Source organism: Brucepastera parasyntrophica (assembly GCF_022376835.1).
GTDB classification, from domain to species: Bacteria; Spirochaetota; Spirochaetia; order Treponematales; family Treponemataceae; genus Brucepastera; species Brucepastera parasyntrophica.
Genome location: NZ_CP084606.1, coordinates 1,326,660 through 1,351,083 on the forward strand (window position 1 = coordinate 1,326,660; position 24,424 = coordinate 1,351,083).

Sequence of the window (24,424 nt, forward strand, 5' to 3'; positions counted from 1 at the left end):
ATGAAAAAGAGAGTAACAGTCATTGTAACCATTATTGCTGCCGCAGCGCTTATTACTATTCCGACAATGCTGGCCGGGAGCGAAAGTTCCACGGCGGCCCGCAGGCCCCCGATCAGTTCAACCGAATCGGTTTTCTCGGTCCGCGTCGACGCAGCGGAAAGACAGACCCTGCAGGCATATATCGAAATCAATGGAGATATTATAACTGAACAGCAGGTATCAGTCGTTCCGGACACATCGGGGAAATTATCCTCCCTGAAAGTGGAGGTCGGATCAGTTGTCAGAAAGGGCCAGGTAATAGCCGAAGTTGATCCGTCAAAACCCGGCGTCTCATATTCCATGAGCCCTGTCTACTCTCCGATTTCCGGCACAATTACATCCACCCCGCTTGCGGTCGGCTCCACCGTGACCCAGGCTTCCAATATCGCGGTTGTTTCCGTAATGGAAAACCTTGAAATCGAAGCATTAATACCGGAACGCGAAGTCGGCCAGTTAAAAGTCGGCCTGACCGCGGAAGTCACGCTTGAAGCCTTCCCCGGCGAAATTTTTTCCGCGACAGTTATCCGTGTGTCTCCGGTACTTGACCCCAACTCACGGACAAAAAAGATTGTCCTTACCTTCGATACGGATGATTCCCGCATTAACGCGGGAATGTTCGCACGGATCAAACTGAATACGCGCACCTATGCCGATGTTATCACGGTGCCGTCCAATTCACTCGTAACGCTCCGCGGATCAACCTATGTATATGTACTGGAAGGTGCGGACACTGTGCGGCTCCAGGAAGTTTCCACAGGAGTCTCGGTGGATGATCTTACTGAAATAAAAACAGGCCTCGCTGAAAACGATATCGTAATTATCCAGGGCCAGCAGTTTCTGTCTGACAATGCGAAAGTACGCGTCGTGAATGCGGGGATTCTGTCATGAGTATTGCAAAACAGGTAGTAGGACGGCCGGTACTGCTGGCCGTCATTTTCGCTCTCATCGCAATTGTGGGAATTTATCTGGTATTTGATGTTGCCATAGATATGTTTCCTGAAACGAACATGCCCCTCCTTGTAGTTTCTGCCACATATAGCGGGGCAGGTCCGGAAACAGTTGAAAAAACCGTTACCAAACTCCTTGAATCCTCCCTTGTGAATTTAAGCGGGTTAAAGGAAATGACTTCGACCTCGTCTGAAAATTCGAGTCTGGTTATGCTTGAATTCGAATACGGCACTGATCTTGATAATAAAATCAATGAAGTCAGGGATAAACTGGACCGGATAAAAAGAAGCCTTCCTGATGATGTCGACACGCCGATAATCATGCAGTTTGATCCTTCCTCAATGCCGATAATGAGCATTGCGATCAGGGGTAACCGGACGCAGAATGAACTTCGCAGCATTGCTGAAGATACAATCCAGGATAGGCTCGAACAGATAGACGGCGTCGCTTCGACAAGCGTACGCGGCGGGCAAAGTGAAATCGTAAAAGTTGCCCTGTCGCAGAACCGCCTTGAGGCATACGGATTAACCATCACCTCAATTGCGTCAAAACTGGCGCAGCAGAATGTGGAACTTGGCGCCGGATCAATTGAAGACGGCGATAAAAATTACAGTATCCGGACCACAGGCGAGTATACAAGCATACAGGACATAGCGGGAACTGTCGTAGCGCAGAAAAACGGCAGCGACATACGCCTGCAGGACATTGGTACGGTTTCAATGGGGTTCGAAGATGAAACCTCTACCGTATATATCAACGGCGAAAGCGGTGTATATATATCAGTCACAAAACAGAGCGGGACAAATTCCGTCAGTGTTGCAGACAAAGTATACACAAGAATTGATGAAATAAGGGCCGATCTGCCCGCAGATATTACACTGGAAATTATTTCGGACAATACGGACCAGATCCGGGGAATGATTAATGAACTTATAAACTCCGCCGTACTTGGAATCATCCTTGCGGTAATAATACTTTTCATCTTCCTGCGGAATATTAAAAGTACCATCATTATCGGCATTTCCATTCCCTTCTCTATCCTTGTCACACTCCTCGTAATGAGCCTGGCGGGAATTACACTCAATATGATGACTCTGACAGGACTTATCCTTGGTGTCGGTATGATTGTAGACTCGTCCATAGTAATACTTGAAAACATTTACAAGTTCAGGGAACGGGGCGCGAAGCCGACTATCGCCGCAATCCTGGGCAGCCAGGAAGTCATGTCCTCAATTATATCTTCCACGCTTACAACAATTTGTGTATTCGTCCCGATTCTGCTCTTCAAAAACAGGCTCGGAATGATAGGGGAACTTTTTCAGGGAATGATTTTCACTGTTGCCATCGCGCTGGCGGCAAGTCTTATGGTGGCCATATTTCTTGTTCCTGTTCTGGCAAGCACCTATCTGCCCATCAATACAAGAAAACAGAAACCGCTCAAGAACGGCGTACTGAAAAAAATTGACGATGCAGTTGACGCCGCGCTGAAAGCCATTACCCGGGGATACCGCAGACTGCTTACCGCAGCGATAAACCACCGCGTGGTAACAGTCGTCCTGGTAATCGCCGCATTTATCGGCAGCGTCGGGGCTCTGAGCAAAATGAACATTACCTTTATTCCCCCGATGAACGACGATTCGGTCACGCTCAATCTCGAACTTCCGCTCGGAACCACGTATGAGGAAACAAAAGCAGTAATGCTGCAGCTCCAGGAATTTGCGATTGATGAAATCGTGGGCGCAAAGAGTATTACCGTTAATGTCGGAAGTACCGGCCGCGCAATGAACACAGGGCAGAACACTCACAAGGGCGACATGACCGTCAATCTGGATATCAACAATAAAAATGCCGATACCAGCGAGCAGGTCAGAGAAAAACTCCGCACCCATTTCAAAGACTTCCCGAACGCGAATCTCAGTTTCGGACAGAGCCGGTCTCAGGCAATAGCAGGCGGATCGGATATAGACATAGTTCTCCGGGTTGATGATATACACACAGGACTCGCGGCCGCGAATGAAATTGCCGCGGTTATTGAAGAATTCGTGCCTGAACTTACAGAGGTGTCAATTGATACAACCGAAGGACTTCCGCAGGTTGAAGTTGTTATAGACCGCAACCGGGCGTACAATATGGGCCTGAATATCTCAAACATCGCGAGCGAAATAAGCGCAAGCATGAACGGCGTCACAGCAACCACCTTCCGTCACAGCGGAGATGAATACTCTGTCGTACTCATGCTCCAGGAAAGCGACAGGAAAAAACTTCCTGACCTCGAACGGATTTTTGTCGCGTCCACGGCCGGAAACCTCGTTCCGGTATCAAACTTTGCCCGGCTCGAAAAGGGACTGGGTCCGGTGTCCATAAACAGGGAAAACCAGACCAGAGTTATACATGTCACCGGTTCAATGGCCGAAGGCAATCGTGCGGACGCGGTCGAGAGCAAAATAAAGGCAGCGCTTACGGACAATTTTGTTGCCCCAACCGGAGTAACGGTCGGTTTTGAGGGACAATGGAATGATATTATGGAAACACTCGTGACCTTTATCCTCATCGCGACGCTTGCCATATTGCTGGTCTTCGGTGTAATGGCCGGCCAATACGAATCCTTCAAAGACCCGATTATCAACCTGTGTACCATCCCGCTTATGCTCATCGGCGTTGTCCTCATCTATCTGCTGACAGGACAAACTATCAGTACCTTTACCCTGGTCGGTATTGTCATGCTGGTCGGTATTGTTGTTAACAATGGAATCATTCTGGTTGACTATACCAACCTGCTGGTCGGAAGAGGCGTCTCAGTCCGGGAAGCCTGTATCGACGCCGGTGAATCCAGACTGCGCCCCGTACTTATGACAACTCTTACGACGATTCTGGGCCTTGTACCAATGGCGTTTTTCCCCGGAGAATCATCTATGATGATCCAGCCGATCGGTCTGACTGTTATAGGCGGACTGACGTCTTCTACCTTTATAACGCTGCTCTTCATCCCGGTAATGTACTCATTCCTGAATGAACGGCGGAAAGGAAAAAAGAAACAGACCCTGGAGCTTGAAGACATTCATACTGATGAAAACCGGCCGGAAATTTCCGGTCCGGATAAGTAAAAAACATATATGGGGTTTTCAGCGGAGAAAACAGCTTTCTTTCCTGAAAACTCCATTATATGCCGGGGCGTTCCCGTACTTTTTTATAATTGACAAGCTGCAAAGTATCGTTTTCAGCCTGTCCGCTTGATTTTTTACAGGAGATCTATTATTTCCAATGGTAAGTGTTTCTGATGTAAAGAATTATTCAATTCTTTACATCAGAAACTTGATAAAGGAGCATAAAATGAAACGGCTTGAAATTATTGCCAATAAATCGGTTCAGGATGAAATACTGACAGGCCTTGAGAATACTGTAGCCGATTTTTATTATACCCTTATCCCGGTTGTTCACGGCAGGGGAAAAAATGACTATAAAACGGGAAGCGCTGTCTGGCCGGAAGAAAACTTCCTCGCCATCAGCTATCTTGATGATAAAAACGCGGAATCAGCGGTCCGGGTAATTCAGGAAATAAAAAACAGATTTCCCGAAGAAGGGATCAAATTCTTCCTGCTGAAAGCCGAGTAAAAAGTAAAAAACAGGCTGCCCGGAACCGCTGTTACCGGAAAATTGTACCCGCCTCGGGCAGCTTTCACATTATTAAAGGGGCCCCCGGCTGTTATATCGACGTAAAATCAGCGAATGACAGGGTATGGGACGCATTTCCTGAAACAGTCTTATTATATTCAAATCCCTCGGCGGGCGGCGTCCCATCAGTCAAATACATAATTACTCTGTATTTAACCGAAGCGGAAGAATCTTCCCAGGTTTTACCGTTTCCATCCAGTAATGTGACAGTCACAGAAGAATCTGAAACTACTTCCATGGCGATCCCTACCTGGGTCGCACCCTCATAAACATTAACAGTCGCTATCCATGTATCATACTGGGCAGGAATATCCGTCACGGTAATTCTGAGCGTTCCCGTATCATCATCTTTTTACATGCCGACACCATTAACAATAAAAAAACAACCAATACAGCTATACACTTTCTCATTCAACACCCCTTTTTATAAACCTCTATGCGGCAGGACTTTCTGTACCACGTCAAATCCTGCCTGCAGACAGTTTGCAATAGATGGCCCGCCTCCTCCGCGGGCAAATGCACAATTAATCAGTCAGCCAGAATATACTCAATCGTTGTCACAACACGGACCGTTTTTTTCTCCGGAAGACCGGGGGCCGCGTCATCAATGGAAAAAAGGCCCTGACTGGCCCATTTGATTTTTCCGACCTTGCTGCCCGAATCCCTTGCGAACTGCTCGGCTGCTTTCCGCGCGTTCTGCGTGGCTTCGGCGATCATGTCCGGTTTGACATCATTCAGAGCCGTAAAAAGATACTGAACCTGGCTGTCATAACTTCTTGCCAGCGCGATTCCCGCATCCAGAAGCTGGAGTGAATCCGCAAGGGCCCGGGTGACAGCCTCAATATTTGACGACCGCACGAGTACGACATTTTTGGCGATATATGTCCAGGTCTGTTCATTACGGTTCATATAGGGATCAGTCGATGTATCCGTAATGGAAGGTTCCTTCACGGTAAATTCTTCGGATGAAAGTCCGTGTTTTTCCAGATAATCGGTAATTATGTCTATTTTTTTGATAATATCCTGCCTGATCGCAGGAAGACTGTTTCCGCCGACAGAAAATGTTAACGGCCAGACAGCCATATCAGCCGGGAATTCCCGTTCAGAGAGTCCTCGGACACTCACGGTCCGTTCGTCGCTGCGGATACTGGCAATTCCCATAGCCAGAACCAGCCCGGTAATCATGAGTCCTGCCGCAAGAATAGATGCGGTAATATAATATGCTTTTCCTTTCATATCTTCCAGCATACACCGAAAACGGGCGGAAAACAATCAAGAAAAGCGTTTTTTGTTCCCAAAATTCCGGAATTCGGACGGGTATATCCCGCCGCAGCGAAAAAATCTTGACTTTCGGTGATTCTATGTTATCATTTTTATATATGGAAAGTATTGCTTTATATAGAAAAGAATCTTCAATCGGGAAAAAGTTATCTTTCCTATTTAAGGATAAACTATTTTCCATGGAAAATCTGTTTTATCCTCCGGCCTGCATATCCGGTTCAGTTAAAAGTCCTTTTTCTTTTTACCTGCTTATGAATAACCTGAGACCAGGTACGACCGGCAAATTACCCAGATAATGTATTAAGGAGGTGATAATGCCAAACCGGCTGTTTCCCCGTCTTCTTTTAACGGGGTTCTTTCGGATGCTGTATGACTAAACCGCATTTATATTTATATATATCAGGAATATGTCCCTGCAAAACAGGATGTATTTAACACATTTTGCTATAACAAGGAGTTTTACGCAATGAAAAAGACAAGGAAAACAATTTTCCGCCTTTTTTAGCAGCGGCAATTATATTATGCTGCACGCTGGTTGCCTGTAAGCAGGCCGGCAATGACGATCCGCCGAAAAAAGATCCGACAACGACCGAGTATCCTCAGTTTTCTCCCATAGGGGGATTCTATAAGAGTGTTCAAACCGTAACCATTTCCCACGCGGAGACAAATACGATTTACTACACACTCGACGGTACCGAACCGACAACGGCCTCCGCCCAATATGCCGCGCCGGTCGAAGTATCATCTCCGTCAATAGTCCGGGCCCTAGCTGTAAATTCCAACGGCGCGAAAAGCTACGCGATGACGGTCTTTGATTATGACCTGGATAGAAGCACCGACTTCAGCGGAACGACAGCCGCCTCGCCGGAGTGGCAGGACCAGATCATTTACTTTGTGGTAACCGACCGTTTCTATAACGGCAATACCTCAAATGACAGGGACACCACCGAGCTTCCGACCTATGATGAACGCGTTCCGATCGCGGGACAGCCCGATTCAGGCTATAACGGAGGCGATTTTGCCGGTATCCAGCAGAAACTGGACTATATCCAGGGAATTGGCGCGACAACCGTATGGCTGACCCCGCCGGTAAAAAACCAGGTCCATGAAGGCTGGTATCACGGATATCACGGATACTGGGCAAGCGACTTCACCCAGACGGATTTCCATTTCGGGACCCTTGCGGAATACCAGAGCCTCGTCAGCGCGGCCCATAACAAGGGAATGTATGTGGTCCAGGACATTGTAGTCAACCATACCGGCGATTACATGAAAATCGGACAGACAGTCACCTCCGATATGCTGAAAAATAAACCGCTGAGCGAATCCATATTCAAACTCAACGCGGCTTCACTTCCTACAAACAAACCGGTCCAGCTTCCGTGGTCAATGAATGACCCCAACGACTATACCCCGGATGAACTGAAATATTCGTCATTCTACAACTGGAACCCCAATGTAACTGACTATAATAACGCAAGTCAGCTCCTGACCTATCAGATGAGTGATCTTGATGATATGAAAACAGCCAATCCGGTAGTGCAGAACCTCCTCCGCGGATACTTCAGATACTGGATAGACAAGGCAAATATTGACGGTTACCGCATTGATACCGCGGTGTATGTTGAAGAAACCTTCTTTGAAGGCTTTATTAACAGCAATGAAACCGGCAACCAGGGCGTGAGGACATATGCGCAGACAGTGGGCAAGGATGACTTCATTTCTTTCGGCGAAACCTGGAATACGGACGATACAAAGATCGCCAGATATACGGTAAATCCGTCAACCGGCGCAAAGAGAATGGACTCGCTCATCTATTTCCCGCTGACATTTGCCATCAGGGATACCTTCTCGACAGGCGGCGCGACAAACAATATTTCAACAATCCTGAACAGAAGATACACTGTCGGATACGATAATCCTGACAGACTGGTAACCTTTATTGATAACCATGATATGGACCGGCTTCTCAGAACAACCGATCCTGAACTGGTAAAAGCTGCCTACGCCCTTATTATGACAATCCCCGGAATTCCGCAGATTTACTATGGTTCCGAACAGGGCTTTGATGAAGAAGGCGCGAGGCGCGCTATGTTCGCGGGAGGCTATGCAGGCGAGGCCGGGATGACAAATGCGGCGGACCTTTTCGATACTTCAAACACCTGGTATACCTTCTTCCAGGACATTATTTCCCTGAGAAAGAACAACCGGATTTTCCGGTATAACGCGCTCGAAGTGGTAAAAGATACCAGTTTTTCCTCGGGAATCTTCTCATACCGGTTAACTGAAAAGGACGCGGGCGGAAGCCTTATGTCCGGTATCAATCATGAGGCTCTCGTGATCATGAATACATCCGAAACCAGTCAGGTCTTTGATGTCACATCAAGCTTTACCGCCGGCGATAAACTCGAGCTGCTCTCCCCGTCAACCACAGGGTTCCCGGCAGACATTATCGTTCAGACAGGCGGGACTGTTAAGGCAATCGTTCCGGCAAAGGGCTACGGCATTTTCCTGCTCACAGATGTAGGCCAGCCGGTCGATGACGGCACAAACACAATTGAAATTACCTCCACCTATCCGACTGCCATTTCTACCAATGAAATTACGCTGGAAGGCACGCTGAGCCATGCCGCGGACATCAAAATCGTATTCAACGATAACTTTACCAATGTCCAGAACGAAACGGTAACCGGCACAGCATTCAGTATTCCCTGCGACATTTCGACCCTTTCAAACGGTGAAAATACGGTAAAGGCCCTTCTGGTTATTAATGAAGGATCCAATTCCTACGCGTATTCAAACAGCGTTACGTTTACAATCGAGCGGCCCTATGAGCTGGTTGTGACGGACCCGGCAGTTATAACCGATCCGGAAGGCGATGATAACGGACCTCCCGGAAAGACTTACGGTCTGCCGACCAACACTACATTCTCAGGTCACCAGATGGATATAACCGGAGTAGAAGTACGGGCCTCAGGATCGGACCTTGAAATCACGATAACGACTCCGTCCATGTCCAAAGGCTGGAACCCGACAAAGAACATGTATGACCATGTCCTGTTCAACATCTTCCTGGCAAAACCTGGATCAACAGAGGGCTGCACTGTACAGCCGAACCACAATTATACGCTCCCGGACAATTTTGCTTGGGACTATATGATGAAAGCCGAAGGCTGGAGTACCGCGTTCTACAGCAGCGAAGGCGCGGACGCGACAAATAACGGAACATCCGTAACTCCGGCACCGACATCCATCGTTGAATGGGAAGGCGCCAATACGACCCAGAGTCCCGGTATCATAAAATTCCGGATCAAGGCCGAATCAATCGGGCGGCCGGCGTCGCTCGCCGGATGGAAAATCTATATCAATACCTACGATATGGATACCGGAAAACTCCGCGGTATGGTACAGGCTCCGGATGAATGGAAATTCAGCGGCGGAAATATGGACACGGATCCCCTGGTCATAGATGAAACCGCTATTATCACAATAGTCAGTACAAATTAAGCTGCTGACTGCATAAAACTGTTCGGCGCCTCCGGCAATCCGGGGACTGCCAAACGGGTAATCAGGCGCCGGAATACACATTCCGGCGCTTTTTTTATCAGTTGGGGTTGAGCAGAACCAATCGGTTATTGTACAGGAAAAGCAGAAATATACTTTCCGCAGGAATGCTGATGTATAGGATACCGGAATATGCGGGAAATACGGGAACACCATTCCTCCGCAAAAATTATCTGTATCGGTTTCCTTGTTGCCATCGAAATACCCGGCTATCCTGTCCTGAATAAAATTCAATAACATCTTTCCGATGGAATATGTATGAAAAACCCCTGTCAATTTTTTTGCATGATTTTTCATGTATCCGGCAGCGCGGTCTCCCCATCCTGAAACTGCGCCCCGGTCCTGCTTTCAAGTGAATTTTCTGTTTATGTGCTGCTCCGCAGGACCCGCTGAACGGCCATCCTGTGACAGAAAACAACAAGGCAAAAGAATCTATCCGTTTTTATGGAAACCAGGATATATAATGACTGATACAGCGATATTTTCCACTATAAACACCGGACATATTATAAATGAATGTGCGGACAAAAACAGTGAAGTGCTTTTTTTTATGTGATTGTATTGATATTCAGGGAATTTGACCGCAGGAAAACTGTCCCGGCCGTCCCGGACAGGATGATAAATCACAAATCATGGGCTGTTCAGGATACCTACAGGTTTCGCATCCTTATTTATAAACGTATCTACTCCGCGTAACAGGATTTGGGTTATTACATTCTCCCGCAGACACCGCCGGAAACACACCGGTTTTTGCGGCTACTTTACAGACGCCCGCCTCAGCGGACAAAAAAGAAGCCTTTTCCGTATATACGGAAAAGGCTTCAGCTTCATGTTTCCATGATATGGCGTCATCCAGGGGACAGCGCCATAATCAAAACAATTTACTGTTTGGAAACTACTGCAGTTCCTCCGCCTGCGGCGTAGGTAATCGTTACATCATAAGTACCGGGACCTGAACCAAGTGAAACAGGGATATTACCTGACTGGCTGTCTACAGTATAATCCGTAGGAGGACTACCAACCGGAGTGCATTCAACAACCATGATTTCTCCGCTGTAAGGGGTTCCCTGAGGACTGGTAACAACCTTGGTTACTGTATTGGTTTCACCGCCAGCATTGGCAACGAGGAAACGGGCAGACTGTGTGGCAATAACTTCAGCTACGTCAGCCGCGGAAGGCCCCCAAGCCGTGAAGGGCCATGTGTCCCATCCCCATACTGTTCCGTTCAGGAATACTGTTGCACCGCCGGTAGCATTGATAACCTTAATAACCATTGTGTAGTTGTCAAGGTCGGGAGGCGGAGCGCTTGAAGTCATCAGCGGAGCGGATGCCCATGCGCCTGTAATAGGGTATCCGTCGGATCCCCACGCGTGCAGGTGCACAGGATTCAGCTGTGTATATACCGCGACAAACAGTTCGCCTGCGCCTGCTGTAGACGCGGGGTTATCGCCGCGGGTGTTTGGTATGACAGTTCCTGTCCCTGAATCGAATTCATAGTATACGGAACCTGTCAGAGGCGCGCCGGTGATGTCCGAAGACTGCTTGTTGTCATTCTTGAAGATAACGGACACTGTTCCGTCCGCCGCGACCCCGGTGGTATCAATAGCTATTGACCACCAGTATCCCCAGTCGCCTGTCGTTCCGGTGTGCTCGTTTGAGTCATGCAGATCGCCGGAACAACCGATGAGGCTCACAAGCAGAAGGCCTGCGAGTAAAAATGTCATAATCTTTTTCATCTGTTATATTCTCCTTCTATTAGATATCCCAGCGGATACCAACGCGGAATGCTGCCCAGCCTTCATAGATGTTAACCGCATTCTGTTCAAGATCATCGCCACGATATCTGACTTTGTTTCCAATGCAGTAACCATCAAGGTTCAGGTTGTTCTGTCCGTCACCAAAGTTGGCATAGGGGTCCATGTCATATACAAACTGTACATAAACGGTGGGTTTAGCCAGTTTTGAGAATTTCTTTGCGGCGCCGATTGCGAAACCGAAGGGATGATATACATCATAGTTCATTTCGGGTGTAGCAGACCGGAGAGCGAAAGCAACGTCAACATTGAAGTCCATCGGCAGCCTTACGGACGCGATGAAGGTGTTGAACATCTGGAAGTCATCAGTGTTATCGAGTCCATAGTAGAAATCGATGCCTTTGAAAATATCCGAGATGTTTGAAATTGTGAATTTCAGACCGGCGTTCGAGAACAGGAAGTTGCTGTCATAGCCGATATATTTGTCAGCGTCGTCAGTTACGTACTTGATTTTTCCGTAAACTGAAACAGAAGAAGTGAGGCCGATCAGGTTGGAAAGATTGTAATCTACACCGAGCTGAGCAACGATTCTCTTGCTTTCTTTTGCGCCGAAATCCCAGCGGCTGTTGTTTGCAGCATTGTCATAAATCGAGAAATAGTCGTCCCAGTCTTTTGTGGTGAACGGCATTTCAAAATAGGGGCTGAGCTTGATTGTCAGACCATCGATTACGTTTACAACAGCGTCGAGATAAATCCGCTGGCTGTTCAGAGTACCAAGCTGTGCAGTCTGGGTATCTTTTCCGAAATCATTGTGGTGGTCGGCAACGAAGAGCATGTTTGATTCAAGTCCGCGGAAGCGGTAGCCGAGTGTCAGTTCACCGAACTTGTTGGGCAGTGTGTAGCCAACGCGGGCTTCTGCGGCCATGTGCTTGGTAACATCAAACTTGTCGGTCATATAAACTGCTGAACGGCTGTAACCTGAATAATCCATCATATCGGTCGCCCAGATACCAGTCTGTCCGGCTGAGCCGTTGGGGATCTGATCGAGGTTCTGATAGATGTTGATAAGGGCCTGTACTCCGTAGGTAAATCCTGCAACGCTGCCCTTTGTACCGATAATAATATCGTGCTCGAAGGGTTTGTCGAACAGGGTTTCGCCTGTGAAGAACGTGTTGTACTGAACTTCCGCCACGAATCCGTTGATATCAACATTGGCGAATGTCCACAGACCGTATTTGGTTCCCTTGCGGTCAGCGCTCTTGTTCGGCGCGAAGGTGAAATTGATTTTTGCGGGACCAATTTCGCGGATGCCGTCGCCGAGAGAGAACACCGAGAAACCACCGGCATGCTGATAACCAGCATCCCAGTTACCATCAATAGTGGTCCACAGGATTGTGTTATTGATTTCAGGTTTTGCATAGTTGAAACCGGTCAGATAGTTAACGAAACGGGTGTTAAAACCGAATTTCAGGTGGCCGAGGAAGGGATTTGATCCCGGTCCGGCACTGCTTGCCGTATTATCTGTTGTCTTTGCGAGATAGGCAAGGGGATTGCTGAAGACATCATTAAAGAAAGTCTTTACGCCGTCGCCCCACGCGACTTCATCATTACCGGAAGCATCTTTCTTATACAGATACAATTTGCCGTCACTCTGTTCAGGGTCCAGTTCTGTTTCAAAAAGGGCAATTTCAATAAAGAAGGGGTTCCTTCCAAGGAAATTACCATCAAATTTGGCATAGGTCTTCGCACCGACAGTAGCGTTGTCAAGGTCGATACCGGTCTTTGACGGGTCGGCTATAGCGCTGGTCCTGTACTGAGCCTGTACACCGAACATGCTCCAGCAGATGAATTTGATTCTTCCGCCGGCCGCAACGGGTGCGCCGTCAGCGCTTGCAGCAGATGCAGCAACCAGATAGGCTACGTCTACGAAACCGTTCTTTCCGCCGAAACCGTCGTCTACAAAGTCGGGAGCCTTCAGGTCAGCTGTCCAGTTTCCATCGGAAATGAATTTATATCTCATTTCTGTAGCAACAGGAACAGTAACCGTATATTCCCATCCTTTGCCTTCGATCAAGGTCATTGGTTCAGCGGCATTCTGCCAGTCTGTCCAAGTACCAGCTATAACAACCTCGGATGCCCGGGGATTGCCATAGAAGAAGGTAACCTCTGCGTTACCTCCACCGACATCCTTTACCGTTACCTCTGCAAATACAAAGCAAGAAAGCACCAGCAAAGCTGTGATGAATGCAAAAAGCTTCTTCATCCTTAATTCCTCCTAATACTTTTAAACCGATTTTACAACCAGTTTGATTCATCATACGCCGCTTTGAACAATTTGTAAAGAAAAAAAGCAAAAAAAAGCCTGTTTTTGGGGCTTTCCCTGTAACCTTTTTACATTGCTGTAATCAATCTGATGCATATCTTTCTATAATATGCATCAGATTGAAAACTTTATGTATCTGCAGGCGGCCCTGCTTTTTTATTTTTTCTTTTCTTGCAGAGCGCTCCATTATCATGTATCCTGAAAAAGGGAATTTCCCCCGTTTTTTGTATTATCAGAATACCTGCCCGGAACCCGTCTGAAAAAACGGCGAGTCCCTGGTTCCCGGCTTTTGAAAAAGCAGTTTCATTCTTGAGGATTTATAATCAAATAATTTAAATTATTTGATTATAAATGTTTCCGACACAAGGAATCAGTTAATTCCTTGTGTCAGAAACTTACATTAAAGGACTATAAAATGATTAGTCTGGAAAATCTGAAAAAAAGATACGGAGAGGTCGCCGCGGTGGATTCGGTAAGCCTCGAAATACCTTCCAACACTATCTATGGCATTATCGGAAAAAGCGGGGCCGGAAAATCCACCCTGGTCAGGCTTATCAGTCTGCTGGAAAGGCCCGATTCCGGGGAAATCCTGTTTTCTGGAAAACGGGTCGATAACCTTACCGGAGATGAACTGATTGCCCGGCGGCGGCGGATCGGCATGATTTTCCAGAATTTCAATCTGTTCAGTTCGCGTTCCGCGGCCGGCAATATTGCCTATCCCCTGGAAATCGGCGGGATGCCCCGGAAAGACATACGCAGGAGGGTTTCGGACCTGCTTGAACATGTCGGACTTGAAGGCCGCGGTGACTCGCCGATAAGTACCCTGTCAGGAGGCCAGAAACAGCGCGTCGCCGTTGCCAGGGCGCTGGCTGTAAATCCGGACATTCTGTTCTGCGATGAGGCCACCAGCGCGCTTGACCCGCAGACGACCCGCTCAATTCTGGATCTGCTGAAAAAGCTGCAGAGGGAGCTGAGCCTGAGTATTGTAATGATTACCCACCAGATGGAAGTTGTCCGGGACGCCTGCGAGCTGGTCGCTGTCCTTGATGAGGGCCGTGTGGTGGAAGAAGGCCGTGTAACGGATATCTTCGCCCGCCCGAAAGCGGCGATAACCCGGGAATTTCTGTCGCACCTTAATCCTATGGAAGATGAAGACAGCCTGAGTTTACAGGCCCCGGAGGGTCTTATCAGATGGTCCCATGAAGGCGGGGCGTACACAATCAGGTTCCGGGGAGAATTAACCGGAGAGCCGGTACTGAGCAGGCTGTCAAAACAGTTCAATATTGAATTCAATATCAGAGCCGGTGGGGTACAGAATGTCAGCGGCACTCCAATAGGGACAATGATTGCGGATATTTCAGGAGATGAGGCCGAAATCAACAGGGCCATTGAATATCTTTCCCGCCAGGGAGTTACAGTGGAGAAAAACATATGAGCAGAATTGAAATTCTTGTCCGCCTTGTCGGAACCGCGACAGGAGAAACTCTTGTGATGGTACTGTGTTCGACTTTTTTTTCCCTTCTGCTCGGAGCCCCGCTGGGGTTTTCCTGTACGTTACGGATCCGGCCGGGATTTCCCCGAAACCGGTTCTGAACCAGATTATAAGCAGAATCGTAAATGTGCTGAGATCATTTCCCTTTATAATATTAATGATTCTCCTGTTTCCTCTTTCCCGGATTATTATCGGAACAAGCATAGGAACAACGGCCGCCATTGTTCCGCTCTCGATTGCGGCCGCGCCCTTTGTGGCCCGGATAATTGAAACAGCGCTGAAAGAGGTTGACCCCGGAGTGATTCAGGCCGCCCGCGCGATGGGTTCCCGGAACTACCAGATTATATTCAAGGTCCTGATCCCGGAGGCCCTGCCCTCCCTTGTATCCGGCATTACACTGACAATTATTAATCTGATCGGATATTCGGCAATGGCCGGCGTTATCGGAGGCGGAGGTCTGGGACACCTTGCTATAAGTTACGGCTACCACCGCTTCCGCAGCGATATAATGATTGCGGCGGTTATTGTTATTCTTGTACTGGTCGAGCTTATTCAGTTTATCGGGACCCGCATCAGCAACCGGCTGATAGCGAAACGCTGAAAGCCGGGGGATTACGGAATTTACCGACTCCGAGCTGAGAAAAATTTCACAACAAACCGGAAAAATCCATTGACAAAGCAAAAAGAATTTGGTATTTTTATTGTGAAATTATTCACAGAAGGAAGATAATGGCATTATCGAAACCGACGGCAGAGCGGCTTGCACTTCTTTTACGCCTTTTGGAAACCCGGGTCAGAGAGGGAAAGGCGGAGCCGGCTATTTCTTCCGCGGAAATCGAACAGTATACAGGCTGGCCGAGCCATACTATCCGGAAGGATATTTCCCTGTTGAATGCGGGAACGGAAATTTCAACCAGTACGGGATATAACCCGGAAAAACTAGCGGCTGTAATCAGAAACGCGCTGGGTTTTTCCGACCAGGCCCAGAACTGCTGTATTGTCGGTCTCGGGCGGCTGGGTTCGGCTTTTTTGGATTATTCGGGATTCAGGGGGAGTCATTTTACGCTCTGCGCGGGGTTTGATTCCAATGTAAACCGTGTCGAGATTCTGAAAGCGGCGTTTCCCCTCTACCCCACATTTAAAATGAAGGACGTTATTCCGCGTCTTGCCATACGCTATGCCATTCTGTGCGTTCCGGAGAACCAGGCCCAGCAAACCGCGGAAAAACTGATAGCCTGCGGCATTGCAGGCATTGTTAATTTTACACCAGCAATTCTCTCGGTTTCCGCGGAAACCGAGATTGAAAATGTATCAACAATAGACGCACTTGGGGCGCTGGCTGCCAGGATTGCTGTCAAAAGGAGTGATAGATGAGTCGCGTATACAATTTTTCAGCAGGGCCTTCCATGCTGCCGCTGGAAGTGCTTGAAAAAGCAGCCTCGGAAATGACCGATTACAACGGCACCGGACAGTCCGTTATGGAAATGAGCCACCGCTCAAAAGCGTTCAAGCCCATCATGGAAAAAACCGAGGCCCTGGTCCGGGAACTGATGAATGTACCGGAAAATTACAAGGTTCTTTTTTTACAGGGCGGTGCGAGTCTGCAGTTTGCCATGGTTCCTCTTAACCTTAAAAAGAATGGAAAGGCCGCGTATGTCAACACCGGCGTCTGGGCGGAAAAGGCCATCAAGGAAGCAGGAAAATGGATGGAAGTAGATGTTATTGCTTCTTCAAAGGACTCAAATTACCGCATGATTCCGGACGTCGGCACCATTTCGGGAGATTATGACTATGCGCATATTACGCTCAATAATACAATCATGGGAACAAAATGGGCAAAAATCCCCGAGACAGGTTCAATTCCGCTTGTCGCCGATATTTCTTCCTGCGTTCTTTCGGAACCTCTGGATGTTTCAAAATTCGGAATCCTCTATGCGGGAGCGCAGAAAAATCTGGCGCCGGCAGGAGTTACGCTGGTTATTATCCGGGAAGACCTGATTACCGATACACCGGTAGAAAATACACCCGCAATGCTCCGCTATGACACTCATGTAAAAGAAGGTTCCATGTATAACACACCGCCCTGTTACACCATCTATGTAATGGGACTTGTACTCGAATGGATACAGAAAAACGGCGGTGCCGAGGGTATGGCAAAGCGGAATACCGAAAAAGCTTCGATGCTGTATGACTATCTCGATGCTTCTCCCTATTATGCCGCGACCGCGGAAAATGGCAGCCGGTCACTGATGAATATACCGTTTGTAACAAAAGAAACCGACCCTGAAAAAGCCGATGTGATCAATAAAAAATTCGTCGCCGAAGCGGAAAAAGCGGGGCTGGTCAATCTGGCCGGACACCGGCTGGTCGGCGGAATGAGGGCATCAATTTACAACGCGATGCCTCTTGAAGGCGTAAAGGCGCTTATCGCTTTTATGGAAAAATTTGCGAAGGAAAACGCCTGATATTCTGAAGAATTTCAGACCGATACCATGCAAGGAGATTTTATAGTCAAATAATCCGTATTATTTGACTATTTCCGATCGTAAGTGTTTCTGATGTGATGAATTAACCAATTCTTTGCATCAGAAACTTAAGCTAAAGGAGTATAGCTATGTTTAAAATACAGACCCTTAATAAAATCGCCCCGGAAGGGCTTGCCCTTTTTCCGCGGGACAGCTATGAAATCGCAAGTGAAATCCTGAACCCGGACGCGGTACTGGTCCGCTCGGCGGAAATGCATGAAACGGACATCCCCATGAGCGTTAAGGCTATTGCCCGGGCAGGGGCCGGCGTGAATAATATTCCGGTCCCGAAATGCACTGAAAAGGGCATTGTTGTGTTCAATACGCCGGGAGCCAATGCGAATGCGGTAAAAGAACTGGTCCTCGCAGCCCTTCTTTTCTCAAGCCGGCCGGTAACCAAGGCCGCGGAATGGGTAAAAACCCTGATCGGCAAGGGGGATGAAATTCCGGCGCTTGCCGAAAAAGGAAAAAGCCAGTTCGTCGGGCCGGAAATCAAGGGGAAAACACTCGGCGTTATCGGACTTGGCGCAATCGGCGCCATGGTAGCGAACGACGCGCTGGCATTGGGCATGGATGTTATCGGATATGATCCTTTTATTTCCGTTGACGGGGCCTGGTCTCTTTCCTGCAATGTGCACAAGGCGGAAACCCTGGACGCCCTTCTTGCAAAAACCGACTATATTACCATCCACATCCCCCAGACAAATGAAACAAAGGGATTCATAAATGCCGAAAAACTCCGCTTAATGAAAAAGGGCGTGAGGATACTCAATTTTGCCCGCGGCGGACTGGTCAATAACGCCGATATGATTGCGGCCATTAACGAAGGCCAGGTAGCCTGCTATGTTACCGATTTTGCCGATGAGGAGCTCCTCAAAACCGAAAATGTTATCTGCCTGCCCCATCTGGGCGCATCAACTCCGGAAGCCGAGGACAACTGCGCATTTATGGCGGTCCGCCAGCTCATGGACTTTCTTGAAAACGGAAATATAACCAATTCGGTCAATTTTCCCAAATGCAGAATCGACGGCCCCATTCCCCAGGACGGAGTGCGTTTGTGCATTGCAAATAAAAATGTTCCGAACATGATAGGGCAGATCACCAGTATCCTTGCAAATGCCAAGCTCAATATTTCCTCAATGACTAACCAGAATAAGGCTGATGTTGCCTACAATCTTATCGATGTGGAAGATAAACTGGGTCCCGAAGTTATTGAAAATCTGATAAATATTGACGGTGTTATTGCCGTGCGTGAAATTCCGGGAAGAAAACACACTATTCCGGTAACCGAAGAAGACTAAAATATTCCGACAGACGGATAATTTGGCAAAAGGCAAAATTCTTACTATATTATATAATAGTTACTGAATTTTGCCTTTTTTTATAAAGTTTTACGAATAACTGCTTGATTAAGTTCTCCGCTATTAGTATAGTTTAATGCAAGAAGAAAGAAAAATCTTGAAAATGATGGAGTATTTCGCATTATGGAACAGAAAAGCACAATTTACACGGTTTACCCGAAAAAGGTTCTCCTTGCTGTCTTTATTTTTGGCGTAATAATTCTTGCAGGGAAATCCATTTATTCTCAGTTCAATATAATCGCTGTAGCTTTTTCCGCAGAAACAGAAGCGGAGCCTCAGCTGGCTTCAGCGGTTGAACCGGAATTGTTCCGGCAGAAAACAATGACCGCACGAAAACAGATTGACCGGGGTCTGGCTCTGTACCGGGCGGAAGTTTCCCGCGAAGATGTCGTAAACTTCTATAATCAGATTACCGGCGACGAGAGCATAACCCGCATTATTCTGGACAATGCCAGCAAAAACAATATTGCGCCTCCCCTTGCCTTCGCGCTTGCATGGGAAGAGAGCAGATTCCAGATTATGGCTGTTAATAAAAACGCGTCGTCCGTAGACAGGGGCCTTTTCCAGCTTAACAATAAGGCTTTCCCGAAACTGACTGAAACGGATTTTTTCACTCCTGAAACCAATGCCTATTACGGGCTTTCCCATCTGAGATATTGCCTGGACCACTCGGGCAATGAAGTAACAGCCCTGGCAATGTATAATGCAGGCCCCGGAAAGGTGAGTAATGATAAAACACCGAAACGGACGCTTGATTATGTATCGCGCATATTGAATAACAGGGATAACCTGACGAGAATGTTCAACCAGGACGTTGTTGTTAAATATGTTATTGCCGATGAAACTGAAACAGTCAGCGCTCTCGCGAGAAGATAGCTTTTAAAACCGCGTGCCGGTCAGCACGAAAAACCTTCCTTTACTTTTATAAAACCCCGGAGGTACCGGGGGTTTTATTTTTTGAGCCGCCGCTATACGGAAAGGGGAAAGACTCTTACTCTTAGATGGCTGCCTCGGGTAAGGGTAATGTACAATCTCTGTTTTTCAGGACTTTTTTCCATCACGGCGTCGGCGTCAATTTTTGCAAGAAGGGATTCCAGTTCTGCTTCCCAACCTTCCGGGTACCAGATCTCCGGGACAAAAATTTCCGTCACACCGGGGACAGCTTCCCATTCGAGAATAAACTCTCTTTTTGTCTGATCAAACTGCATTAAGACCGGGATGCCCGCTATTGCCATGGCATAGGGCCTGCAAAAACCCTTTACAGCACGCCCCTCGCCTGTACTTGCGGAATAAATTGAGAGATCTTCCTTATTCCAGCCGTCACCGTGTTCATGAGTATTCGATGCGGAATAATTCCATATTGTCGAATGCACCAGGGCCGCGTCAATCCCGTCATAATAAACGCCGAGCGCCTCTTCCTGCGCCGAATAATCGCCTGTCCGGTATGACTTGCCGTCATCGAGATCAAAAGGCACTCCGAATTCACCAATGAATGAAGCTACGCCCTTTGAGCGGGGCCTGTCCGCAATTTCGGCAATCTGCTTCTTGATATTCTCCTTTGTCGCCCCTTTTCCGATCACGGGAGACCGGTTCAGCGAATCGGCGGTTATCACCGGACGCCATTTTTTCAGGAGCAGGGTCGGCCCGTCGTACCAGTGCACGGCATCGACAATACTGAAAGGGTTGCCGTCAGGGCCGGTTCGTTCATCAGGATGCCATATAACACATTCAGACATTGGAACGCTTTCCGTAAAAAATATATAATGTTTATGTTTTTTTGAAACGGTTTCCATAAATTTTTTCTGGAACGGTTTAAGGAAGTATTCACAGAAATCAGCCGGGCGGACGCCTACAGTATCGCTTTGGGACGGAATTGTCGCAAAGAAATCCTTTTTTTTGAGTACAGGAACATCATTCTCGACAGTCCAGACTCCTGCTTCCCTCCACGGACAGGTATAGCCCTTGCGGAAAACGGATATCCCCGAAGGATTCAGTTTTTCCTTCCCAGGCTTCTTTATTTTTCCGGCCAGCGTATACCGCACAATATCCTGGGGAAACCCCGAGGCGGATGCCATTGCCTGAAAGGCAGTGGGGACAGCTCCGGAAACCGCGTTTACGGCATAATGTTTGTTCAGATCCTTCAGGCCGATAAAGCCATAATGAGGTTCATTAAAGGTGCCGAAACCGACAACGGCAGAACAATCCTTGAGCCGGCGTGCAGTATGCTTCATCGCTTCAATAAAATGATCCTGCAGCCAGTCCTGGATCGGCGTCCCGTCAATATAGCGCGAGGGAGCGAAAATATTCCCACCGAAAAAGAGTGTATTCATTGTCGCGGCCGCATAGCGCAGATAATTGAGCGACCAGCTCATCTGGGCATAGTTTTCTCCCTCGGACTCCATGGTAAAGGCGGCGCCCGCCTCGGTAATGCTGTCGAGGTCAAAACCCGCGGCCTCAAGTGTCCAGCCCGGCGCGCCGTCGCCGCCTGTCCAGCGGCTCCACACATCCTGATGGGGATCAATAAAAACGGATATTCCGTACGCTTCAGCTTTTTGAGAATAGACCGGAGATAGGCAAGATAGTCTTCATCATAATATCCGGGGCCGGCATGTTCCACGGCCTCCCAGGTGATAACCATCCGCAAAAAAGTAAAGCCCCATCCGGCAAGCCGCGCAAAATGTATGTCGGCTTCCTCCTCGGGGAAAGGCCGTCCGCAGAAGGAAACGTCATACTTCAGCGGATTGCCCTCCGGGGAAAAGGGAATTTTACTGTCCCCGCCAAGATTGCAGCCGCGCAGAATTACAGCTCTGCCGTCCCGATCTTTTATGTGGATACCATCGACCAGATATTTCGGTTCAGTTTTCATTTGCACACCTCTTTACCGGGTTATACCCGGGATGCCCGAAGCTCTTCACCGGAGGCAGCCCCTTGCTTAACAATCGGCTGCCGGAACCAAATATTTGAGGCGATTTCAAAATGTCAGATTTTGAAATCGTTTCTCTATATGTAGTGCAGAAAGCGTGTTCAACACGCTTTCCAGAGTGCCAATTTCAAAACTAAGCAAGTTCTGAAATTGGCTCATTTACTTATTTCATCCGCCGCCGGCACGAAAAAAGACCCCTTACAGCGGGGCCTTCTCTCTGCAGGCAGCAGAATGACAATACATTACAGTATAACGTTCAAAACGTTACATATAAAAGCGGTAAAACACATTACATGTCCCCGGGTACAGCTACTCAGTTAAAATTCTGATAACCTCAGCCTTATCATTAGACTTGAGAATTTCCTGCCGTTTTTCAGCACTCTTGAAAAGCAGACTTACTTCCGCAAGGAACTGCAGGTGAGGGCCTGTTTTATCGACAGGAGAAAGCGTCATAATGAAAATACGGCATGGCTCCTGATCAAGGGAGTCAAAATCGACCGGATTATCGGAAATACCCATACAGGCGACAAGATCATCAACGGAATCGGTCTTTCCATGGGGAATGGCAATACCATGCTTCATTCCTGTAGACATTTTCCGTTCACGGTCAAGAACACAGGCCCGTGCGGCTTCCTTGTCTTTCACCTTCCCTGCCCGAACAAGAATATCAAGCAGTTCATCAATAATTTCCTCTTTTGTTGTACCCTTCAGGTGTAAATCCACAATGTCCGGCGTCAAAACAGTTTTCAAGTTCATAGAATCAGTGTACGGTTCTTCATTGGAAAAGTCAAGGTTTTTATTGCGGCATTTTTGAAAATGTCGGGAATTCAGGTTTTCAGGATTCGGGAGGGTTTTTCTGGTATATTGCGGCTGAAAATCAGATTGTATACACCTTTTATTTAAGTTTCTGATGTAAAGAACTAACCAATTCTTTTCATCAGAAATACTTACAACCGGAAACAGTCAAATAATATGAGATTATTTGACTGTATATCCCTGCTGGATAGCCTTAAGCAGCCTGTTTTTCAGCATGGTGTTTTCTTTTTTCAGGGTATTGATTTCAAATTGCTGTGATTTAACTGTTTCCGCAAGATCGCCCATTGTCAGGGCCCCGCTGCCTATCAATTCTTCTATGTAATTCATCCGGGATTCATAATCAATTGAAGCTTCCATCTCGGCTGACTGAAAACTTTCATCAACAAAGGCGGTAAAGTCACCGAATGTTTCCGTTTCGGACTGGAGGATTTTATCGGCAATACGGTAAATTGCCTGGGATAATAGAGACTGGGCTTATATATTATTATCGGAAGGCGCGATGACAGGGCCGTATCCTGAAGGGAATCACGGTAAATGACCCCCAAATGTTCAAGGTCAATGTTCAGATATTCCCGGCACGACCGTCTGATTTTAAGGGCCTTGTCCGCGTCTTTTGGGTCCTCGATCATATTCATCACAAGCCTGGGATGAAAACGGGACAGCTGTTCCCGGAATTTCGCGGCGTTTTCAGGATCAATACGGGCGATTTCTTCCGTAATTTTCGGGATGTACATCCGCTGCAGGGAAGATCCCTGGGATTTCATTGTCTCCAGGAATTTATACGCCGGACTGTCTTTTTTAAAACACCCGTACATCAGACGGAAAACAGCGTTTTTCAGAAAGAGATAGGCGTTAAGCGTAGCTGTTACCGAGGGCGCCGTGACTACAATACCCTGAGGCGACATGAGAAAAAAATCAAGGATGCTGAGATGGGTCCCGGCCCCGAGATCGAGAAGCAGGTAATCTGCATCGGCGGCCAGGAGGTTTTTGTAAGCGATTTTTTCTGGGGGCCCTCAGAGAAGTAAGGCCGGGAATTTCAGAATCTCCGGGAATAAAAGACACATTCGGATAGGGCGTTTCCAGGATAATACTGCTGAACGGGGTAGTCTTTGTTAAAAAAGTCCCGATCCCGACGCCGGGTGACTGAACACCGAGAACCAGGTGCAAATTTGATGCGCCAAGATCAAGGTCCGCAAGCAGGACCTTTTTTCCCGACTGGCCGAGAGCAATTGCAAGGTTTGCGGAAAGAAGGCTTTTGCCGACACCGCCCTTTCCGCTTGCTATAGGTATTATTTGCATAATGTTCGATTTCTCCCCAGACAAAACGCTGCAATTATTATATCGGCAACTGTGATAAAAATTGCAATCAAGAGAACGGAAATTTGATCAAATTCTTCATATATTAATGAAAAATTCCGGATAATAAAAAGAAGGAGAAAAGGTATTCCAATAATTTTTATCAGGCTTATAAGAGGCAGCCATGTTTTAAACTGGTCCTCACTAAAGATGAGCATAAAAAAAAGGACCGGGGTTATGACTAAAAGAGGCGCGGCGGCATATACCGCAAGGGATGAAGAAATTTCAAGCGCAATTCCCTGCCTCAGCAATAAAAACAGTCTTAAGAGTTCATATAGTAGAAGAAAAAAGGGATAAAAAACTGTTTTTGTTTCCATAAGTTCTTATAAGTGTACGCAGGATAACCAGTATTGGTCAAGGGTTTTTTATT

At 47.6% G+C, this 24,424-nt stretch carries 17 protein-coding genes and 3 pseudogenes; 11 read left to right on the forward strand and 9 right to left on the reverse strand.

Translation table 11 applies throughout. The features are described 5' to 3' along the window. The 3 genes from K7I13_RS06325 (at position 1) to K7I13_RS06335 (ending at position 4,599) form a co-directional block, all read left to right on the forward strand. Positions 1-927 (forward strand): efflux RND transporter periplasmic adaptor subunit, encoded by a 927-nt coding sequence (locus tag K7I13_RS06325; RefSeq protein WP_255948840.1) that lies wholly within the window; start codon positions 1-3, stop codon positions 925-927. After that, on the forward strand, positions 924-4,091 hold the full coding sequence (locus K7I13_RS06330; protein WP_255948841.1) for an efflux RND transporter permease subunit: 3,168 nt from the start codon (positions 924-926) through the stop codon (positions 4,089-4,091). The genes K7I13_RS06325 and K7I13_RS06330 overlap by 4 nt, the downstream gene beginning before the upstream one ends. A 226-nt stretch (positions 4,092-4,317) precedes the next feature. Then, a complete protein-coding gene (locus tag K7I13_RS06335; RefSeq protein WP_255948842.1) occupies positions 4,318-4,599 on the forward strand; it encodes a PG0541 family transporter-associated protein in 282 nt (93 codons plus the stop codon). A gap of 91 nt (positions 4,600-4,690) precedes the next feature. Here the strand turns inward: K7I13_RS06335 and K7I13_RS06340 are convergent, their stop codons facing one another. Both K7I13_RS06340 and K7I13_RS06345 read right to left on the reverse strand, forming a co-directional pair. Further along, entirely contained in the window at positions 4,691-4,978 is a 288-nt protein-coding gene (locus K7I13_RS06340; protein WP_255948843.1) for a hypothetical protein, read from the reverse strand. Positions 4,979-5,187: 209 nt separating this feature from the next. Beyond that, positions 5,188-5,895, reverse strand: a complete 708-nt coding sequence (locus tag K7I13_RS06345) for an SIMPL domain-containing protein (protein ID WP_255948844.1) — start codon at positions 5,893-5,895, stop codon at positions 5,188-5,190. 717 nt (positions 5,896-6,612) lie between these two features. Here K7I13_RS06345 and K7I13_RS15625 point away from each other — a divergent pair. Beyond that, positions 6,613-6,678: pseudogene (locus K7I13_RS15625) on the forward strand (chitobiase/beta-hexosaminidase C-terminal domain-containing protein); the annotation flags it as partial. Between the two features lie 63 nt (positions 6,679-6,741). Then, positions 6,742-9,447: an alpha-amylase family glycosyl hydrolase gene (locus K7I13_RS06350; protein WP_255948845.1), complete on the forward strand. Its 2,706-nt coding sequence runs from the start codon at positions 6,742-6,744 to the stop codon at positions 9,445-9,447. Positions 9,448-10,385: 938 nt separating this feature from the next. On the opposite strand, the gene K7I13_RS06355 is transcribed toward K7I13_RS06350, so the two are convergent. Together K7I13_RS06355 and K7I13_RS06360 are read right to left on the reverse strand one after the other, a co-directional pair. Continuing rightward, entirely contained in the window at positions 10,386-11,240 is an 855-nt protein-coding gene (locus K7I13_RS06355; RefSeq protein ID WP_255948846.1) for a hypothetical protein, read from the reverse strand. Positions 11,241-11,259: 19 nt separating this feature from the next. Then, the gene (locus K7I13_RS06360) at positions 11,260-13,521 is read right to left on the reverse strand and encodes a glycogen-binding domain-containing protein (RefSeq protein WP_255948847.1); all 2,262 of its coding nucleotides are present in this window, start codon (positions 13,519-13,521) and stop codon (positions 11,260-11,262) included. A 475-nt stretch (positions 13,522-13,996) separates the two neighbouring features. Between K7I13_RS06360 and K7I13_RS06365 the strand changes: the two genes are divergently transcribed. The 6 genes and pseudogenes from K7I13_RS06365 (at position 13,997) to K7I13_RS06390 (ending at position 19,835) form a co-directional block, all read left to right on the forward strand. Beyond that, positions 13,997-15,016, forward strand: a complete 1,020-nt coding sequence (locus tag K7I13_RS06365; RefSeq protein ID WP_255948849.1) for a methionine ABC transporter ATP-binding protein — start codon at positions 13,997-13,999, stop codon at positions 15,014-15,016. Next, positions 15,013-15,674, forward strand: a pseudogene (locus K7I13_RS06370) (methionine ABC transporter permease). Before K7I13_RS06365 ends, K7I13_RS06370 begins: the two are co-directional and overlap by 4 nt. 128 nt (positions 15,675-15,802) lie before the next feature. Further along, a complete protein-coding gene (locus K7I13_RS06375; protein WP_255948851.1) occupies positions 15,803-16,447 on the forward strand; it encodes a redox-sensing transcriptional repressor Rex in 645 nt (214 codons plus the stop codon). Next, positions 16,444-17,538, forward strand: coding sequence for a 3-phosphoserine/phosphohydroxythreonine transaminase (gene serC / locus K7I13_RS06380; protein ID WP_255948853.1), 1,095 nt, complete (start codon positions 16,444-16,446; stop codon positions 17,536-17,538). The genes K7I13_RS06375 and serC overlap by 4 nt, the downstream gene beginning before the upstream one ends. A 149-nt stretch (positions 17,539-17,687) precedes the next feature. Further along, on the forward strand, positions 17,688-18,899 hold the full coding sequence (locus K7I13_RS06385; protein WP_255948855.1) for a phosphoglycerate dehydrogenase: 1,212 nt from the start codon (positions 17,688-17,690) through the stop codon (positions 18,897-18,899). A gap of 183 nt (positions 18,900-19,082) precedes the next feature. Then, positions 19,083-19,835 carry a transglycosylase SLT domain-containing protein gene (locus tag K7I13_RS06390; RefSeq protein WP_255948857.1) on the forward strand — a complete coding sequence of 251 codons (753 nt, stop codon included), beginning with the start codon at positions 19,083-19,085 and terminating at the stop codon, positions 19,833-19,835. A gap of 92 nt (positions 19,836-19,927) precedes the next feature. On the opposite strand, the gene K7I13_RS15630 is transcribed toward K7I13_RS06390, so the two are convergent. The 5 genes and pseudogenes from K7I13_RS15630 to K7I13_RS06415 all read right to left on the reverse strand — a co-directional run bounded on the left by K7I13_RS15630 (position 19,928) and on the right by K7I13_RS06415 (position 24,371). Continuing rightward, complete coding sequence (locus tag K7I13_RS15630; protein WP_369413729.1) at positions 19,928-21,361, reverse strand: cytoplasm protein; 1,434 nt, start codon at positions 21,359-21,361, stop codon at positions 19,928-19,930. Beyond that, a complete protein-coding gene (locus K7I13_RS06400) occupies positions 21,328-21,825 on the reverse strand; it encodes a hypothetical protein (protein ID WP_255948859.1) in 498 nt (165 codons plus the stop codon). Before K7I13_RS06400 ends, K7I13_RS15630 begins: the two co-directional genes overlap by 34 nt. A 366-nt stretch (positions 21,826-22,191) precedes the next feature. Further along, positions 22,192-22,638, reverse strand: coding sequence for a PTS sugar transporter subunit IIA (locus K7I13_RS06405; RefSeq protein WP_255948861.1), 447 nt, complete (start codon positions 22,636-22,638; stop codon positions 22,192-22,194). 222 nt (positions 22,639-22,860) lie between these two features. Then, positions 22,861-23,997: pseudogene (locus K7I13_RS06410) on the reverse strand (P-loop NTPase). Further along, positions 23,988-24,371: a hypothetical protein gene (locus tag K7I13_RS06415; RefSeq protein ID WP_255948863.1), complete on the reverse strand. Its 384-nt coding sequence runs from the start codon at positions 24,369-24,371 to the stop codon at positions 23,988-23,990. The pseudogene K7I13_RS06410 and the gene K7I13_RS06415 overlap by 10 nt, the downstream one beginning before the upstream one ends. Positions 24,372-24,424 lie beyond the last annotated feature (53 nt).